Origin of the sequence: Kibdelosporangium banguiense, assembly GCF_017876405.1 — a bacterium.
In the GTDB taxonomy this organism is placed as follows: domain Bacteria; phylum Actinomycetota; class Actinomycetes; order Mycobacteriales; family Pseudonocardiaceae; genus Kibdelosporangium; species Kibdelosporangium banguiense.
Window position 1 is genome coordinate 247,224 of sequence record NZ_JAGINW010000001.1, and the last position, 17,697, is coordinate 264,920.

Below are 17,697 nucleotides of genomic sequence, written 5' to 3' on the forward strand. Positions count from 1 at the left end.
GAGATATTGCCCTCGATAGCGTGAGTGCATGCTCTTTGAACTTGACGACAACTTCGACGACACGGGTTCAGGTCTCCCGGTCGTCCTCGTGCACGGTCACCCGTTCGATCGATCGATGTGGCGGCCCCAGGTCGAGCACTTCAGCCGGAGCCACCGTGTGATCGCTCCCGACCTGCGGGGCTACGGCGCGAACACGCCTGCGTCTGACAAGACCACATTGGACGTGTTCGCCAAGGATATCGCCGACCTGATGGACCACCTCGAGATTGACCTGATCGTGTTGGGCGGGCTGTCAATGGGAGGCCAAATCGTGATGGAGTTCGCTCGGCAGTTCCCGGAGCGTCTGCTTGCTTTGCTGCTCGCGGACACTTTCCCCGGCGCGGAGACGCCGGTGGGCCGCGTGGCCCGCAACGACATGGCCGACCGGCTGCTGCGCGAGGGCATGGGCCCGTACGCCGAAGAGGTGCTGTGGAAGATGGTCGCGCCGGGCAATCCCGAGGCTGCCGAGCATGTGCTTCGGATGATGAAGAGCGCTCCGCACCAGGGCGCGGCGGCGGCACTTCGCGGCCGCGCAGAGCGCCGCGACTACACCGAATTGCTCCGAGATATCTCAGTGCCAACGCTCATAGCGGTGGGGAGCGATGATGAGTACACACCGGTCGCTGAGGCGGAGCGAATGCACTCATTGATCCCCGGCTCCACCTTGGCGGTGATCGAGGGCGCCGCTCACATGCCGAACCTGGAGCGGCCCGCGGAGTTCAACAAGGCGTTCCAGCGGCTACTGAATACGGTGGGAGCATGAGCAAAGACAAGATCGCGTTCGTGACGGGGGCGAGCACCGGGTTCGGTGCCGCGATCACCCGGCGGTTCGCGGCGGAGGGCGCCCACGTCATCGCGTCGGCCCGGCGCGCCGACAAGCTCAAGGAGCTGGCGGACGAACTCGGCGACCAGGTGTTGCCGTTGGAGCTGGACGTGCAGGACCGGGACGCCGTGTACGCGGCGGTCGAGGGCCTGCCCGCGCGGTTCGCGAACATCGACGTGCTGGTCAACAACGCCGGCCTGGCCCTGGGCCTGGAACCCGCGCACCGCGCCGACCAGGACGAATGGGACCGCATGATCGACACCAACTGCAAGGGGCTGGTGACCTGCACGCGGGCGATCCTGCCCGGCATGGTCTCCCGCGGATCGGGGCATGTGATCAACATCGGTTCGGTCGCGGGGACATATCCATATCCAGGCGGCAATGTCTACGGCGCCACCAAGGCGTTCGTGCACCAGTTCAGCCTGAACCTGCGCAGCGACCTGCACGGCACGGGCGTACGCGTGACCTGTGTCGAACCCGGCATGGTCGGCGGGACCGAGTTCTCCAAGGTCAGGTTCGCCGGCGACGAGGACAAGGCAGACGCGGTGTACGCCGGAATGCAGGCACTGACCCCGGAGGACATCGCCGAGTCGGTGCATTGGGCCGCGACCCAGCCGGCGCACGTCAATGTCAACCTCATTGAACTGATGCCGGTCGCGCAGAGCTTCGGTGCATTCCAGGTCTACCGCACGTAGGCATCCAGGGTCACGGCCAGCACGGCGTCCACATCCGGCAACAACGCCAGTCCGCGCAATGCCGCCCACAACGAGGTGGCCACCAAGTCGGACGCCGGCAGCGCCGTGACCAGAACCCGGAACTGCTCGAACACCTCCTGTCCCATGGCCGCCAGCTCGGCCCGGAACATCAACTCGAACAATGCGGGATTGCTCCGAGCGAACTCCACATAGGACTCACACGCGGCAATCACCCGCTCGTTCGCAGTCCCACCAGGCAAAGCAGCAAACCGTGCCGACAACTGCCCGAACCCGGCCCCCGCGACCGCGCCCAGAAGCGCAGCCCGGCTGGGGAAATGCCGCAAGGGCGCGCCGTGCGAAATCCCCGCGGCCCTCGCGACCCTCCGGACAGTGACCGCATCAACACCTTCACTCGCAAGCACTTCAAGCGCACAGGAAATGAGGCGCCTGCGAGTACTGACCACAACGTGATCACCAGCCACAGTCAGCCCACCGTCGCCAACCGGCCGGCACAACCCGCCCACCGAACCATGCCGGATTCACAGCCGATCAGGCGCTTTCGCGTACTGGTCGCCATTCGGTCACCGGGAGGAGGTCCGGCCGTTTCGGCTGGATGCCGTCGCCGGGCTGGCGGCCGATCAGACGGTTGCGGATTCGGCCACGGACCAATGGCCAGACCTGGTTGCAGAGCCAGCGGGCGTTGGCGAGCGCGCTCGGCCGGGCGGGAGTGCCCAGCAGAGGTGCGAGCCAGCTTTCCTCGTGGGGGATCTTGAGGCTGGCGAGCATGTGCGCGGCGAGGCGGCGGTGGCCCGCCTCGGCGAGGTGCAGGCGATCCGGACCGAAGTATCGGGAGTCATTCGCGGCGTGATCGCCCCAGAGGTCGACCAGGATCGCACCGTAGCTCACCGCGGCTTCGCGGATTGCCGCGTTCAATGCCTCGATGCGGGGTCCCATGCGCCAGCCGAATGGCATCCGGCGGGAAATGTCGCTGAGCGTGAAGACCACCACGTGCGGCGACAGTTCGGTCAGCGCCTGGACCGCGTGATCGACTCGGCGGGCGACCGTCCGTTCGTCGTAACCATGCGACATGATGTCGTTGCCGCCGCCGAAGAGCGCGATCAGATCAGGACGCAGGCTGGTGGCGGCCGGGATCTGCTCGACGATGATCTGATCCAGCCGTCGTCCCCGGACGCCGAGGTTGGCGTACCGGAAGCCGGCGTTCTCCCGCGCGAGCCGGTCCGCGACCAGATCGGCCCAGCCCCGGTAGACCGCGCCACCGGGATACGGATCGTCCAGGCCCTCGGTGCAGCTGTCGCCGAGGGCGACGAAGCGTTGGTATGTCATTCAGATCCCGGTAACCTAGGGTTCACGTTGTTGTAGACAGTGTCTACCATCCGGATCCGATTGAGGCCAGGACCTGTCCGCTATTGGCCACGGTGGCCGTGCTACGGCGACACCCGGCCTCGGAGCAGCCACACCCAGCTCGTGGCCATAATTGGGGTGTGGATGACAGTGCGTACCGGCGGGATTGCGCGGCCCTGCGAACAGTGTGGGAGAACGCGGTCGCCGGCGAGGACGGGCCGCTGCCCGGTTCGGCCCTCGATCCGCTGGTGACGCCGCAAGGCTGGTGCGGCCACGTGCAACTGGCCGCCGATCAGCGTGCGGGCATGGTCGTGGAGGCCGTGCCGAAGATCACCGAGGCGTACGGGCTGGCGGCCGACTCGATCGTGGTGCGCACGATGGCCGACGAGACGACGGTCTTCATCTGGGCCTACAGCACCAGATCGGGCGCGGACTACCACTTGAAGTGGCCACACCCGGTGCTCGACGGCAGTGAGTTCGTGGACATCAAACGGGAAAGCGCCGGCACGACCCTGCTCGATCTTGTCCAGCTGACCACGTGGGCCCGCGCCTACAAGGAAAGCTGGGTGGCCCTGCGGTCGGGCCGCGAGCTGGATGTGCAGCAGTTCGTGCGACGGCTCGGCCGGCTGCGTGCGGGCATTTTGGACATCCTCGCCCGCACGAAACCCCGCCAGGTCAGGGAGCTGCTGCTGCGGGTCGACATCGACCACGAGTCACTGCCCGCCGACCTCGCCAGCATCATCGACTACCCACGGGACAGAGATCCGACCATTCCGATCCCCCGATGAGAGTTATTGTCTGCGGGTGACGGTCGTAATGGAGACAGCCCAGCCGCGGCACCTCATTGTGACCGTCTACGGGTTGTACGCCCGCGACGCGGGCGGCTGGATGTCCGTCGCGAAGCTGATCACGTTGCTCGCCGACCTCGGCGTCGATCAGGCCGCGGTGCGCTCGTCGATCTCCAGGCTCAAGCGGCGCGGGCTGTTGCGGGCCAGCAGGAAGAACGGCGCGGCCGGCTACGAACTGTCCGAAGAGGGCTTAGCCATCCTCAGAGAGGGGGATCATCGGATCTTCCGGCGTGAACGGGCCACGCTGCAGGACGGCTGGCTGCTGGCGGTGTTCTCGGTCCCGGAGTCCGAACGCAACAAACGACACACCCTGCGCACCCAGCTCACCCGGCTGGGCTTCGGTACGACCGCACCCGGCGTGTGGATCGCGCCGGCGCACTTGTCCCAAGCCACCGAGGACATGTTGCGGCGCCTGGATTTGAATGGTTACGCCGATTTGTTCCACGGCAGGCACCTGGCTTTCGGCGACCTGGCCGGCAAAGTCCGTCAATGGTGGGATCTCGACCAGCTCGAGCAGCTCTATGAGGAGTTCGTGCGAGTGCACAGCCCCGCATTGCACCGAGAGCACACCGACCGGGCTGCCTTCGGCGACTACGTCCGTGCACTGACCGACTGGCGGCGATTGCCTTACCTCGACCCGGGTCTGCCCGCCGAGCTGCTGCCGGAGAACTGGTCCGGAATCCGCGCCGCGGAACTCTTCTTCACTCTTCAGGCCCAACTGGAGCTCCCCGCCGAGAGGCACGCCGTAACGTCTTCGTGACCGGCTGGGACGTATCTGGCACGCAGGTCCGCGCACCTGTTCCTACCAGGGCGACCCGACGCAGGGAGAGCTAAATGGTGGTCACGTTCGTCCCAGATCCAGGCAAGCCGTTCGGCGAGGACGACCGCAGTCGCGTGCCGGAAGTGCCGCAGCAACTGCTGGAGAGGCACGGCGCCCGCGTGCTGGATCCAGCCGACGCGCTGGTGGCCGGCGAGCCGTACCCGGCGCCACGGTCCACGGTGTACCGGACGGGCTCGCTGCTGATCCCGAACGACATCCTGCGCGACAAGGACGTCCTCGCCGCGATCAACCGGGAACTCGCCCGTGTCTACATGGAGCTGGTTCCGCCCAGGCGCAACGAGTACGGCGAGCGGTTGGCCCGCCTGCCACGCCCGGTCCAGCTGCGGCCCGCGGCCAAAACGCCGGTACCGGCCCAGGTCGACTCGTGGCTGGCACTGCAGACACTGCGTGTGGCCGCCAACGCCGCCCGGCTACGCAAGGACATCGTCGACCGCGTCACCGTCGAGCACCTGCTGTTCGGCACTGTCGACATCGGAGGGTCGCCCTGGGAGGCCAGCGGCGGCATCGGTGGCGCGCCTTGGGAGGCCAGCGGCGGCGGGGGCTACGTCCGCGGGCACTCCGGTGGCCGGATTCCGGTCGCCCTCGCGGTGCCCCCTCCCCCGCGCGGCAACCCGGACCGCCGTCCCGTGGTCGCCGTGCTGGACACCGGGATCGGCCCGCACCCGTGGTTCGGTTTCCTCAACCGGTCCGCGCCGCCGCCCGCGAGCAGTTTCATCAAGGTGTTCCCGGCTCTGCAGGACGCCATCCGGATCCAGGACGAGGAAGCCGCGCTGACGTCGCCCACGCGTGTGCTGCAGGACTTCTGGGACGCGCCGGTCACCGACAACCCGTTGATCGGTGTACTGGACCGGGACACCGGGCACGGCACGTTCATCGCCGGAGTCGTGCACCAGTCCGCGCCCGAGGCGGATGTCCTCGCCATCCGGGTGATGCACGGCGACGGCGTGGCGTACGAGGCTGACGTGCTGCTTGCGTTGTGGGGCCTGGTCGATCGTGTCGAGCAGGCGCAGCAGGGTGGCAATGCCGACGACATGGTCGACGTGGTCTCGTTGTCCCTCGGGTATTTCGACGAGGCCGGTACACCGAGTGATTTCACCGGGCATCTGCTCACGGTGCTCAACCGGCTGCGCGAGCTCGGTGTGCTGGTGTTCGCCGCCGCGGGCAACGACGCGACCAGCCGCCGGTTCTACCCGGCCGCGTTCGCGGAGCTGGCGCCGGGAATCGGTCCGCAGGTGATCAGTGTCGGTGCCCTGAACCCGAACGACACCAGGGCGTTGTTCAGCAACGAGGCACCATGGGTGCGAGCGTGGGCGACCGGCGCCGGTGTGGTGAGCACGTTCCCGATCGACGCCCAGGGCTCGATGGCGGCGGGCTTCGTTCCCGCGGCCGACCGCGCCGCGCTCGACCTGGACAACTTCCGGTCCGGGTTCGCGGTCTGGGACGGCACGTCGTTCGCCGCGCCGCTGGCCGCGGCCGAGGTCACCACCGCGATGATCAAATGTGCGGCGGCGGACTCGACGATCGCGCTGAAGTCCGTGGACAAGGCGGTGGCGCTCAAACGTGCCTGGGCGGCGCTGAAGAAGGCTGCCCACAATGCCTGACACGTCGTTGCACCACGCCCGGATGGCCGACCTGCTGCAGGCCGCGCAGGCCGGTGATCAGGGCAGCCTCGGTGATCTGGTCGACGAGCTCACACCATTGCTCTGGCAGGTCGCACGGGCGCAGGGCCTCGACCGGGACACCAGCAGTGACATCGTGCAGACGGCCTGGCTGAAGCTGCTCGGATCACTGCAGGACATCCGCAGCCCGATGGCACTGACCAGCTGGCTGATCACGGTCACCCGGCGCGAGGCATGGAAGGTGCGCAACACTGGCCGGATGGAGCTGCCCGCGCGGGACGTGCTGTTCGCCGAACTGCCCGACCTCGGGCCGACGCCGGAGGAACAGCGCGTCGAGACCGAGCGGCGCCGCCAGCTGTGGACCGCGGTCGGTCAATTGTCCGAGCGATGCCAGCAATTGCTCCGAATCATTGCCTTCACCCGCCGCCCCGACTACGACGAGGTCAGTGCCGCGCTCGACATGCCGCGCGGCAGCATCGGCCCGACCCGTGGCCGGTGCCTGGCCAAACTCCGCGACACCCTGTCGCCTGATTTCGCTGAAGGGAGCTGAGATGACCTCCCCGGACGAGCCGCTCGACGAGCACGACCGCACGATCCTGGCCGGCGTCAAGGATCTGTGGACCGCGGCCGACCCGATGCCGGCCGGCCTGCTCGACCGGGTCAAGTTCGCGATCGAGCTGGAGAACGTGGACCTCGAGGTGCTGCGGCTGACCGAGGTGCAGCCCGCGGCCGCCCGCGGCGACGAGCAGTCGCGGCTGATCACGTTCGACAGCGAGTCGGTCACGATCATGGTCAGCATCAGGCCCAATCCGGACGGCACGATCCGGGTGGACGGCTGGCTCACGCCGGCCGGCCGTCACCCGATCGAGCTACGTTCGGCCGACCGCGGAACAGCCACTGAGACAACGACGGTGTCCGATGAGGACGGCCGGTTCGTACTGGACACGATCCAGCCAGGACTCGCCCAGCTGATCGTCCGGCCGACCGGCAGCAGCCGGACGGTCACGACGCCATCGATCTCGCTGTAGATCAAGTCCATACTTGGCGGGTGTCCCAAGACTCCGGCCGGGTACGCGAGCTGCACCAGCGTGGCCTCAACGCGCTCAACCGGGGCAGGCCGCTGCTGGGCGCGCGGGCGTTCCGGGCCGGGCTGCGGATCGCGCCGGATGACGTCCGGCTGCTCAACAGCCTGGCCGCGGCCGAAGCGGCACTGGGCGACACCGAGCAGGGCTTCGCACTGCTCGATCGGGCCGATGCGCTGGCCACAGCGGACACAAAGGGTCTACTGCTGCAGCAGCGCGGCCTGCTGCTCGTGCTCGTCGGCCGGATGGACGACGCACTCGCGTGCCTCGATCAGGCGATTCCGTTGCTGCGCCGGGAACAGACCGTGCTGGCGCGGACCTTGCTCAACCGGGCGATGCTGCACCAGATCGCGGGACGGGTGACGCCCGCGCTGGCGGACCTGGATCGGTGCGAACGGCTGGCGCAGGACCTCGGTCTGCCCCGGCTGGTGGCCAAAGCGGTGCACGGTCGTGGCTCATGTCAGTTATTGACCGGCAATATCCCCGCAGCGCTCCGAGATTTCGACAGTGCACGCTCGGTGTATCAATCCCATGCGGACGGAATGCTCGCAGTCGTCGCTGTGGAGCGAGCCAGGGCATTGCTGGCCGCGGGGCTGCACAGCGACGCGGCCACCGAACTCGACTTCGCGCTCAGGGAGTTCCCGCGTATCCGGATGGACCAGGAGCACGCCGAGGCACAGCTGACCCGGGCCCAGGTCGCACTCGCGGCCGGGGACCTGACCACAGCCAAGACATGGGCCAGCCGGGCGGAAAGCCGGTTTCGAAGACGTGGCAACGAGACCTGGGCGGCGGTGGCCGCCGCGACCAGGCTGCGCGCGGAGTTCAAGACCCGCACACGGCTGGGAGCCGTCGCGGCGCACGCATCCTCACTCGCTGACCGGCTGGCATCGCTGGGACTGGACAACGACGCTGAAGCCGCTGGTCTTGTCGCCGCCCGTGCGTACATCGCGCGCGGCCGGACCGACGAGGCGCGGCAGCACATCCGGCCACGCAGTGGCAGCAGATCCTTGCTCGAAACCCGGTTGATGCGCCGGCTCGCACTGGCCGAACTCGGGTCGACGACCGGGGACCGGCGGGCGACCTTCACACATGCACGGGCAGGGCTGGCGCTGTTGCGGGACCATCGCAGCCGGGTCGGCAGCCTTGACCTGCGGACGAGCACCACTTCATTGGGCCGGGAGCTGGCTAGGACCGGGCTGGCGGCCGCGCTCGCGCACGGCGCCGCGCCTGTGGTGTTCGGCTGGATGGAACGCTCGCGGGCACAGGCCTTCCGGTTCCAGCCGGTCCGGCCGCCGGATGACGACACCACCATCGAGGCCGTGGCCGAGCTGCGCCAGCTCGCCCACCAGGTTCGGGCAGCCGAACTGGCTGGGAACCCCGACCAGGAGGCCCGGCGCCGGTGCGGCCAGCTGGAACGGGCGATCCGGGCCCGCGGCTGGCACGCCGAGGGAGTCGGCGAGCACCGGGCCGAAGCGACTTTCGCCCAGGTCCGGGCCGCGCTCGCCGGCACCACCATGATCAGTTACGCGGCGAGCGACGGCAGGCTGTGGGCGCTGGTGATCACTCGGCGCCGGACCCGGCTGGTCGAGTTGGCCGATCTGGCAACGGTTTCCGAGTCATTGGCCAAGTTGCACAGCGATCTGGACGCGTCCTGCGGCCGGCAATTGCCCGCGGCACTGGACAACGTGATCAAGGCATCGATCCGGCGTCAGCTCGATGCACTCACCGCCGGATTGCTCGAGCCTGTCCGGCCAATGCTCGCAGACAATGACGTCGTTATCGTCCCTACTGGCGCATTGTCCGCTGTTCCCTGGGGATTGCTCCCGGACATGACCGGACGACCGGTCACAGTGTCACCGAGCGCCTCGACGTGGCTGACTGGTAGTGACACCGGATTGGCGACGCCGTCACGGTGGTTGCTTGTGGCCGGTCCGGATCTGGCGCACGCCAATGACGAGGTGCTTCAACTCGCCAAGGTGTACGGCGACGGTGCGGTCCTGCTCGGCCCGGATGCCACCGTGCAGTCGACCCTCGAGGCGCTCGACGGTTGCACCACAGCGCACTTCGCCACGCACGGGCACCACGAACGGGAGAATGTGCTGTTCTCCCGGCTTGATCTCAGTGATGGGCCGCTGATGGCGTACGACATCCACCAGCTTCGGTCGGCGCCCGCACATGTTGTGCTTTCGTCGTGCGATGTCGGCCAGACCGTGGTTCGCAACGGCGACGAGATCCTGGGGTTCACTGCCGCGTTGCTGTACAGCGGCACCCGGACTGTGGTGTCCAGTGTGGCCTCTGTGGATGACGACGCCGCCGTCGGTGTGATGGCGGCGTACCACCGTGGGCTGGTCAACGGGCTGCGCCCGGCTCACGCACTGGCCGATGCCACCGCTGCCCAGCCGATGATGCCGTTCGTGTGCTTCGGTTCCTCGTAGCTGTCACTGCGTGGAGATCACGGCGTGTCCTTGCACTTCCACAAGCGCTTCGATGTCCCAGAGGCGGCTGACCCCAATCCCCGCGGTCGCCGGGTATTCGGTTCCCACGAGCCTGCGCCAGATTGCACCGATCTCACGGGCGTGCGCCTTGTAGTCGTCCATGTCGACGATGTAGATCGTGATGCTGACCAGGTCCTTCGGCTGTCCGCCTGCCGCGCGCAATGCTGTGAGCAGATTGCCCAGTGCCTGCTCGAATTGCTCCACCACGGTCTCGCCGACGATCTTGTTGTCCTGGTTGAGCGCAGTCTGCCCGGCCAGGAACACGATCCGGTCGGCCTTGTCGACGGCCACCGCGTGCGAGTAGCCGGACGGCTTGCCGAGCTCCGGCGGATTGACTCGTTCGATCATGACTGGACCGTCCCACCGTCGACATTGATTGCCTGGCCTGTGATCGCCGCACTGAGCACGCAGAGCTCCACCGCGTCGGCCACCTCATCGGGGGCGATCAGCCGGCGGATCGGCTGTTTGTCCGCCAGCGACTGCCTGATGTCGGCCTCCGGTTTGCCCGTGCGCGCGGCGATCCTGGTGACCCAGCCGTCGGTCATCGGGGTGTCCACGTAGCCCGGGCACACCGCATTGACAGTGACACCCGTCCTCGCCAGCTCGGCCGATGCGGTGCGGACAAGCCCGATTGCACCGTGCTTGCTCGCTGTGTATGCACCAACGTTCGGTTCGCCGATCTTGCCCGCAGTCGAGGCAATCACGACAATGCGCCCCCAACCGCGCTCGACCATTGCCGGGATTGCCCGGCGCATTGCTCTGAAGGGAGCGGTCAGATTGAGCTCGAGCTGACTCTGCCACTCCTCGTCGGTCACCTTGGTGAGCGGCTTGGCCACCGCCGCGCCCGCGTTGAGGACCAGCACTTCCACCGGTCCCCACGCCTCTTCGATCTTGTCGAACACGGAGTTGGTGGCGTCGGGGTCGGTCACGTCGGCGGGGAGGCTCAGCGATGGGCCGGACAGCTTCCCGGCCACCTCGGTGAGCTGGTCAGCGCTGCGCGCGGTGAGCGCGACCCGGTGACCTGCTGCGGACAACCTGGCTGCGATCACGCTGCCTATCCCCCGGCTAGCACCCGTGACCAGGCAGTTTCTTATCGACACCGGTTCAGCGTGCCAAATGTTCATTACGATCGTCAACAGAACGCTATATGTTGTACTCTTGACGGTCGTACGGGTGGCAACAGAAGAGGTGAGCGACGTGCGAATCGCGGTAGCCGGCGGCGGCCCCGGCGGGCTCTACTTCGCCGCTCTGACCAAAGCCCTGAGCCCCGGCCACGAGATCACCGTGTGGGAGCGCAACGCCCCGGACGACACGTTCGGCTTCGGCGTGGTGTTCTCCGACGAGACGCTCGGCGGCATCGAGCACGCGGACACCGCGATCTTCGCCGCGATGCGCGAGGAGTTCGCGCAATGGGACGACATCGACGTGCACTACCGCGGCACCACGTTCACCTCCGGCGGCCACGGGTTCGCCGCGATGAGCCGGCGCCGGTTGCTCAACATCCTGCAGCAACGCTGTCTCGACCTCGGAGTGGTGATCAATTTCCAGGCCGAGGCACCGGATCTGGCCTCCTACGACCTCATTGTCGCCGCGGACGGCGCGAACTCCGCCGTCCGCACGCGGTACGCCGAGACGTTCAAGCCGAGCGTGGAAACCCGGCGGTGCAAGTACATCTGGCTGGGTACAGACCTGGTCTTCGACGCCTTCAAGTTCCACATCCTCGACACCCCCGCCGGGATCATGCAGATCCACGGGTACCCGTACAGCCGCAACGCGAGCACGTTCATCCTGGAAATGCACGACGACGTCTGGGAACGGGCCGGGTTCACCGCGCCGGAAGGGCTGGCGCCCGGCCAGAACGACGAGAAGTCGATCGAGATGATCCGGTCGCTGTGCGCCGATGTTCTGGGCGGGCAAGCGATCGTCGGCAACAACTCGAAATGGGTCAACTTCGGCACTGTCCGGTGCGCCACCTGGCGGCACGAAAACGTTGTCCTGATCGGCGACGCCGCACACACAGCGCATTTCTCGATCGGCTCAGGCACCAAGCTCGCGATGGAGGACGCACTCGCACTTGCCGCGTGTTTACACGAGAAGTCCGATGTGGACTCCGCGTTGTCGGCCTACGAAACCGAGCGACGCCCGGTCGTGACGTCGACCCAGCGTGCCGCGCAGGCCAGCCTGGAGTGGTTCGAGAACATCGGCCAGTACGCCGGCCAGGACCCGCACCAGTTCGCGTTCAACATCGTCACGCGCAGCCGCCGCGTCACTTACGACAATCTGCGGCTGCGTGACCCGGAATTCGTGGCCGAATTGGACACGTGGTTCGCCCGTGATCACGAAGAAGTCCGGCCGCCGATGTTCCAGCCTTACCGGATCGGCGATCTGGAACTCGCCAACCGGGTGATCGTGTCCCCGATGGACATGTACAGCGCACAGGACGGCGTGCCGAACGACTTCCATCTGGTGCACCTCGGCAGCAAAGCGCTCGGCGGCGCCGGGCTGGTGATGACCGAAATGGTGTGCGTGTCCGGCACCGGCCGGATCACTCCGGGGTGCACCGGGATGTACACCGCTGAGCACGAGACAGCCTGGAAACGGATCGTCGATTTCGTGCACGCCCAGTCCGGCGCGAAACTCGGTATCCAGATCGGGCACTCCGGCCGGAAAGGCTCGACAAAACTGATGTGGGACGGCATCGACGAGCCGTTGCCGTCGGACAACTGGGAAGTGTGCGGACCCTCCGCGATCCCGTATTCCGCAGCCAACCAGACTCCGCGCGAACTGACCGCAGGGGAAATGGCCACGATCAAGGCCCAGTTCGTGGCCGCCGCCGAAGCCGCCGCCCGCTCCGGGTTCGATCTGCTTGAGCTGCACTGCGCACACGGGTATCTGCTGTCGTCTTTCCTTTCCCCGCTGACCAACCGGCGCACGGACGAGTACGGCGGTTCGCTGGAGAACCGGTTGCGGTATCCGCTTGAGGTCTTCGACGCGGTCCGAGCCGTATGGCGTGACCCGCTGACCGTCCGGATCTCGGCGACCGACTGGTGCGAGGGCGGTATCGACGCCTCGGAATCCGTTGAGATCGCACGTGCTTTCGCCGAGCACGGCACCGACGGGATCGACGTCTCGACCGGGCAGGTGGTGAGCACCGAGAAACCCGCGTACGGACGCAGCTATCAGACTCCTTACGCAGACCGCATTCGCAATGAGATCGGCCGGAAGTACGGTGTGGCCGTCATCGCGGTCGGCGCGGTTTCGTCCTATGACGACGTGAATTCAATCCTGCTCGCCGGCCGGGCCGATCTTTGCGCTCTGGGCCGCACGCATCTCTACGATCCACACTGGACATTGCATGCCGCCGCGGAACAAGGCTATACCGGGATTGCGTGGCCCAAGCAGTTCGCAGCGGGAAGCCGCAAACCGCAAAGCGGCCGCACCGACGGACCGAAACCGAGGCTGGAGCTGATCCGGTCCGGCGAACAGCAGACCGCGCACGCGCGATGGAGGGGATGATCATGCTGAGCCCCGGACAGCGCGACTTCGCCGACGAGGTCAAAGCACTCGCGGCGGACTGGCTGGTGCCGATCGCCGAGGCGGGCAAGCCGGGTGCGGTCAACCGCGAGCTGATCAAGGCCATGGGCGAACTCGGCCTGCTGGCGCGACTTTTCCCCGGCGTCGAGTCCGGCAAGCCGTCGCGGGACGCCGCGGCAATGGATTTGTGTCTGTTGCGTGAGGCGCTTGCCACGCAGAGCACCGAGACTGAGACCGCGCTTGCCTTGCAAGGCCTCGGAAGTTATCCGATCCTACAGTCCGGTGTGGACTCTCAGGTCGAGCGCTGGTTGCCCGCCGTGGCGGCCGGTGACGCGGTCGCCGCCTTCGCTCTCACCGAGCCATCCGCCGGGTCCGACGCAGCCGCCCTGCAACTGGCCGCCGAGCGTGACGGCGAAGGATGGCGGCTTTCAGGCGAGAAGATCTGGATCTCCAACGCGCCCGAAGCCGACTTCTACACCGTGTTCGCCCGGACTTCCGACGCGGGATCGCGCGGTGTGAGTGCTTTCGTGGTGCCCGGTGACCGAACCGGGCTCTCCGGCGAGCATTTGGACATGGTCAGCCCGCATCCGATCGGCCGGCTGGTGTTCGACGGCGTTCCGGTGCACCGAGACGAACTGCTCGGCGTCGAGAACCAGGGTTTCCGCGTGGCGATGCGGACGCTCGACTTGTTCCGGCCCAGCGTCGGCGCCTTCGCGGTCGGCATGGCACAGGCCGCATTGGACGCCACCGTTTCGCATGCCGGAAGCCGAATCGCGTTCGGGGGGCCGCTGAAGGATCAGCAGACCGTTTCGCACACGCTCGCCGAGATGGCCACACGGATCGAGGCGGCCCGCCTGCTCGTGTATTCGGCAGCGGATGCATACGACTCTGGCGCAACGAAGATCGCTGGGCGCTCGGCGATGGCCAAACTCTTCGCGACCGAGACAGCACAGTTCGTGGTCGACGCCGCCGTCCAAATCCATGGTGCCCGCGCGCTGCAACGCGGCCACCTGTTGGAACACCTTTACCGCGAGGTGCGGGCGCCTCGCATCTACGAAGGCGCGTCTGAGATCCAGCGCACAATCATCGCCAGCGAGTTGTACCGCTCGTGACCATGCCTTAGTACACGCCTTGAACTTTCCTTGACCCTGTTTTAGTCCAGCGCCTAAACTTACCCGCCGGTCGTGACAACGTTGTCAGTCTTGTCCGGGCGGGCCCGCCGTCCCGCCCGGGCAGCTAAACGTTGGCAGCGTGGCGGCCTGCACCGAGGTCGCGGCTGCTGGAGATCATCTCTTCGGCGAGCCGGTCGACCGCCTTGGCGAACTGGTGGTTGTCGCCTTCGTGCCAGTCGGCGAGCCTGGCCAGCAGCCAGGCCCGGCAGGCGCCGATCAGTCTGCTGAAGGCCTCTGCGCCCTTGGGTGTGAACCGGTAGTGGCACTCGGCCTCGGTGAGGTAGCGGGCGTCGACCAGTTGGCGGGCAACGGGTTCGAAGATTCCGGCGGGGACCTTCGTGCCCTCGGCCACTTCGTGCAGGGTCGCGCCGCCGTCGTCCATGCTGTGCTTGAAGACGGCGACGAGCATCCAGGCTTGGGCATATGTGAGCGGAACACCGGACGCGGCAAGCATTTCCGGGCGCCGCGGCCCACTGTCTCCGGCTCAGCCATGGTGCCTCCCAAGTGGACAGTAGGTCCGATCCGGCGAGGCCGCGACTCGAGCGGGGGTAGGTTGGCGGGTATGAGTCTGCGTGTCGGGTTGATCGGTTATGGCACCGCGGGAGCGGTGTTCCACGCACCACTGATTGCCACGACCCCGGGCATGACATTGCAGTCTGTGGTCACCTCGCGGGAGGTGCCGTCCGGGGTGCAGCGCCTGGATCGGCCTGACCAGTTGTGGGAGGACCACGACCTGGTTGTGGTGGCCACCCCGAACAGGACCCATGTGCCGCTGGCCACCGAGGCTTTGCACGCCGGTCTGCCTGTGGTCGTCGACAAGCCCTTTGCTCCGAGCGTGGCTGAGGCTCGTGCGCTGACCGCTCTCGCCGCGGAACGGGATCTGGCACTGACGGTGTTCCAGAACCGCCGGTGGGATGGCGACTTCCTGACGGTGAAGGAGCTGATCAGGACAGGTCCGCTCGGCCGGGTCGTGCGGTTCGAGTCCCACTTCGACCGGTGGCGCCCGGTGCCCAAGGACACGTGGAAGGAACAGCCCGGCCGCGGCGAGGCCGGCGGAGTGCTCTTCGACCTCGGCTCGCATGTGATCGACCAGGCGCTCCAATTGTTCGGACCTGTGCGCTCGGTGCATTCCGAGGTCAATCGGCACCGCGACGGAGTGCAAGTCGACGATGACTTCTTCCTTGCACTGACGCATGAGTCCGGCTTTGTGTCGCACCTCGGCTCGAGCACACTCGCCGCCCACCCGGCCCCGCGCTTCCGTGTGCTCGGCACCACGACGGCCTACACGAAATACGGCCTGGACGTGCAGGAATCCCAGCTCAAGTCCGGCCTGCGGCCCGGCGATCCCGGCTTCGGCGAGGAACCCGAGTCCTCCTGGGGCCTGCTCGGCGACGCCTCCGTACCCACCAAACACGGCTGCTACCAGTACTTCTACAACTCCATGGTGTCCGTCCTGCGCGACGGCGCGCCCGTGCCCGTCTCCCCTGAGTCCGCCATCGCCGCCCTGGAGATCATCGAGCAGGCCACTGCCACATCCGAGCCCAGGTAGGCCGGTTCATCCGCCACCGATCAGGCGAACGCCAGTGGGCTCGGGCAGCCCGAGGAAGAAGACCTCGGCGAGCTCGCGGTCCTGGCGGGATTCCGCCACGTCGATGGCCACATCGAGCAGCGAGTGGAGTTCGCGGTAGCGCTGGGCATAACTCCAATTGCGGTTGAGATACTCATAGAGGGGCTTGCCAAGGACGTGATAGCCGTAGTCGCCGTTGATATAGGCGCGTAACGCTATTCGGTCATGCAGATGGACATCGCCCGTCTCGAAACTCTCGGGCTGTTCGCCACCGCCCACGACGACCAACTCCGTCCCGCTCACCTCGACAGGAACCACATCGGCGGTGACACCGGCCTTCCGGAGGCTCTCCACGGCGTTCGTGTAGGAGCCTTCTTGCTCGTACTCGCCGATCGCATGGTAGATCCGTACCGTCAGGTCGTTCATTATCGTCTGGTCGTCCGCTTCGCGCTCCTGCTTCAGCTTCGTCAGGAACTCGCCGATCTGGCCGGCGATCCGATCGACGTCCGCGCTGGCGTCGATATGGTCGAGAAACGCCAGCTCACTCTGACCACAGTAGAGCGTGATCGCAGTACAGGTCTTCAGGTTGTACGTGTAGGCCAGTTCGCGCCCGATGAAGTAGAGGCCGGAGCTTTCCTCGCCGAGAACCTCGGCCAGCTCAGGATTGTCCTGGTCGACATAGTGGGCGTGGGCGAGTACCTGTTCCACCGTCTCCGGGAGACGGAATTCCGCTCTCAGACGATCGCGCTCGCGCTGGAGATCCTCTTCCTCGGCCACATCCGCCCAGTTGAGATTGGTGTAGGCGGTGCGATACGCAGCCCCATCGGCGAGCTCGGTCTCGTCACCGAGGGGCGCGCTACCGATGAACACCTGAACAGTCGACGGATCCGCGAGCGTCTGCGCCGCGATGAACTGTTTCAGGGCGGCGACGTCGTTCCCGGAGTCGCAGGTCACGTCGAAGGTGAATCCGGTCGGCAACCTCAGCGTGAACCTGGGATTCCGCACTTGGACCGGCTGTTCGTCTTCGCTGTCGTTGTCGCTGTCGGAAATGTCGGCCCAATCGCGAGACGTGACCATGACTCGATAGGTGCCAGTGCCCAGTGCGTCATCCGTCCGCAGGACACCGTCCTGGCCGCGCACCTCGAAAGCAGGGAAAAAGGCCTTTGCCAACCGCGGGCGCACGAACTCGATCAGGTTCGCGACGGTGTCGCCGGCATCGCACATCAGGGAAAGCGTGGTCACACCGCTCCTGAAGTGGATCTCCGCGGTGATGGCCGTCTTGCCGGTCGGTGCCGACGAGCCGTCCGGCACCTCCTCGACCAGGCGTTGCACTGACCGGGTCCGCATGAGGCGGTTCACTGCCGCGTTTCCCGCAGTGCGTTGCAAGGCCAGGAGCGACGCCGCGCCGGGATGCCGGAGACCGGACGAATCCGGCCCGGGATCCACCGGACCAGCCTCTTCATGACCTGGTGCGTGGCTCCGGTCCGACGCGTGCTCCCGACGCGCGTTTCCATCCATGCCAGCAGATTCCCACCACAGGCCGTGGTGACCTAGCCGAGCGGGAACAGATGCATTTTCCGTGCGGCACCCTGACCACGATGCCGTTTTCCCGGCAGGTCA

General features: G+C 66.8%; 17 protein-coding genes. 11 read left to right on the plus strand and 6 right to left on the minus strand.

The window, feature by feature from the left end:
- Nucleotides 1-28 precede the first annotated feature (28 nt).
- A complete protein-coding gene (locus tag JOF56_RS01235; RefSeq protein ID WP_209633534.1) occupies nt 29-802 on the plus strand; it encodes an alpha/beta fold hydrolase in 774 nt (257 codons plus the stop codon).
- Nucleotides 799-1,557, plus strand: a complete 759-nt coding sequence (locus JOF56_RS01240; RefSeq protein ID WP_209633536.1) for an SDR family oxidoreductase — start codon at nt 799-801, stop codon at nt 1,555-1,557. Before JOF56_RS01235 ends, JOF56_RS01240 begins: the two co-directional genes overlap by 4 nt.
- Here the strand turns inward: JOF56_RS01240 and JOF56_RS01245 are convergent.
- Nucleotides 1,545-2,021 (minus strand): TetR/AcrR family transcriptional regulator, encoded by a 477-nt coding sequence (locus JOF56_RS01245; RefSeq protein ID WP_209647932.1) that lies wholly within the window; start codon nt 2,019-2,021, stop codon nt 1,545-1,547. The genes JOF56_RS01240 and JOF56_RS01245 overlap by 13 nt on opposite strands.
- An 85-nt stretch (nt 2,022-2,106) precedes the next feature.
- Nucleotides 2,107-2,901 carry an SGNH/GDSL hydrolase family protein gene (locus tag JOF56_RS01250; protein WP_209633538.1) on the minus strand — a complete coding sequence of 265 codons (795 nt, stop codon included), beginning with the start codon at nt 2,899-2,901 and terminating at the stop codon, nt 2,107-2,109.
- A 158-nt stretch (nt 2,902-3,059) separates the two neighbouring features.
- Between JOF56_RS01250 and JOF56_RS01255 the strand changes: the two genes are divergently transcribed.
- The 6 genes from JOF56_RS01255 to JOF56_RS01280 all read left to right on the plus strand — a co-directional run bounded on the left by JOF56_RS01255 (nt 3,060) and on the right by JOF56_RS01280 (nt 9,744).
- Nucleotides 3,060-3,707, plus strand: coding sequence for a hypothetical protein (locus JOF56_RS01255; RefSeq protein ID WP_209633540.1), 648 nt, complete (start codon nt 3,060-3,062; stop codon nt 3,705-3,707).
- 28 nt (nt 3,708-3,735) lie between these two features.
- Nucleotides 3,736-4,527 carry a PaaX family transcriptional regulator gene (locus tag JOF56_RS01260; RefSeq protein WP_209647933.1) on the plus strand — a complete coding sequence of 264 codons (792 nt, stop codon included), beginning with the start codon at nt 3,736-3,738 and terminating at the stop codon, nt 4,525-4,527.
- Between the two features lie 74 nt (nt 4,528-4,601).
- The gene (locus tag JOF56_RS01265) at nt 4,602-6,209 is read left to right on the plus strand and encodes a S8 family serine peptidase (protein WP_209633542.1); all 1,608 of its coding nucleotides are present in this window, start codon (nt 4,602-4,604) and stop codon (nt 6,207-6,209) included.
- On the plus strand, nt 6,202-6,777 hold the full coding sequence (locus JOF56_RS01270; RefSeq protein WP_209633544.1) for an RNA polymerase sigma factor: 576 nt from the start codon (nt 6,202-6,204) through the stop codon (nt 6,775-6,777). The genes JOF56_RS01265 and JOF56_RS01270 overlap by 8 nt, the downstream gene beginning before the upstream one ends.
- A 1-nt stretch (nt 6,778) precedes the next feature.
- The gene (locus JOF56_RS01275; protein ID WP_209633546.1) at nt 6,779-7,255 is read left to right on the plus strand and encodes a hypothetical protein; all 477 of its coding nucleotides are present in this window, start codon (nt 6,779-6,781) and stop codon (nt 7,253-7,255) included.
- A gap of 20 nt (nt 7,256-7,275) precedes the next feature.
- Nucleotides 7,276-9,744 carry a CHAT domain-containing protein gene (locus JOF56_RS01280; RefSeq protein ID WP_209633548.1) on the plus strand — a complete coding sequence of 823 codons (2,469 nt, stop codon included), beginning with the start codon at nt 7,276-7,278 and terminating at the stop codon, nt 9,742-9,744.
- Nucleotides 9,745-9,747: 3 nt separating this feature from the next.
- Here the strand turns inward: JOF56_RS01280 and JOF56_RS01285 are convergent, their stop codons facing one another.
- Both JOF56_RS01285 and JOF56_RS01290 read right to left on the minus strand, forming a co-directional pair.
- Nucleotides 9,748-10,152: a RidA family protein gene (locus JOF56_RS01285; RefSeq protein WP_209633549.1), complete on the minus strand. Its 405-nt coding sequence runs from the start codon at nt 10,150-10,152 to the stop codon at nt 9,748-9,750.
- Nucleotides 10,149-10,928, minus strand: a complete 780-nt coding sequence (locus JOF56_RS01290; protein WP_209647934.1) for an SDR family NAD(P)-dependent oxidoreductase — start codon at nt 10,926-10,928, stop codon at nt 10,149-10,151. The genes JOF56_RS01285 and JOF56_RS01290 overlap by 4 nt, the downstream gene beginning before the upstream one ends.
- 73 nt (nt 10,929-11,001) lie before the next feature.
- On the opposite strand from JOF56_RS01290, the gene JOF56_RS01295 reads away from it, so the two are divergent.
- Nucleotides 11,002-13,320 carry a bifunctional salicylyl-CoA 5-hydroxylase/oxidoreductase gene (locus tag JOF56_RS01295; protein ID WP_209633551.1) on the plus strand — a complete coding sequence of 773 codons (2,319 nt, stop codon included), beginning with the start codon at nt 11,002-11,004 and terminating at the stop codon, nt 13,318-13,320.
- Between the two features lie 2 nt (nt 13,321-13,322).
- Nucleotides 13,323-14,450 carry an acyl-CoA dehydrogenase family protein gene (locus tag JOF56_RS01300; protein WP_245378110.1) on the plus strand — a complete coding sequence of 376 codons (1,128 nt, stop codon included), beginning with the start codon at nt 13,323-13,325 and terminating at the stop codon, nt 14,448-14,450.
- 124 nt (nt 14,451-14,574) lie between these two features.
- Here JOF56_RS01300 and JOF56_RS01305 read toward each other — a convergent pair whose 3' ends face one another.
- Nucleotides 14,575-14,964, minus strand: a complete 390-nt coding sequence (locus JOF56_RS01305; RefSeq protein WP_209633555.1) for a winged helix DNA-binding protein — start codon at nt 14,962-14,964, stop codon at nt 14,575-14,577.
- Nucleotides 14,965-15,072: 108 nt separating this feature from the next.
- On the opposite strand from JOF56_RS01305, the gene JOF56_RS01310 reads away from it, so the two are divergent.
- A complete protein-coding gene (locus JOF56_RS01310) occupies nt 15,073-16,059 on the plus strand; it encodes a Gfo/Idh/MocA family protein (RefSeq protein WP_209633557.1) in 987 nt (328 codons plus the stop codon).
- Nucleotides 16,060-16,065: 6 nt separating this feature from the next.
- Here JOF56_RS01310 and JOF56_RS01315 read toward each other — a convergent pair whose 3' ends face one another.
- Nucleotides 16,066-17,523 carry a hypothetical protein gene (locus JOF56_RS01315; protein ID WP_209633559.1) on the minus strand — a complete coding sequence of 486 codons (1,458 nt, stop codon included), beginning with the start codon at nt 17,521-17,523 and terminating at the stop codon, nt 16,066-16,068.
- Nucleotides 17,524-17,697 lie beyond the last annotated feature (174 nt).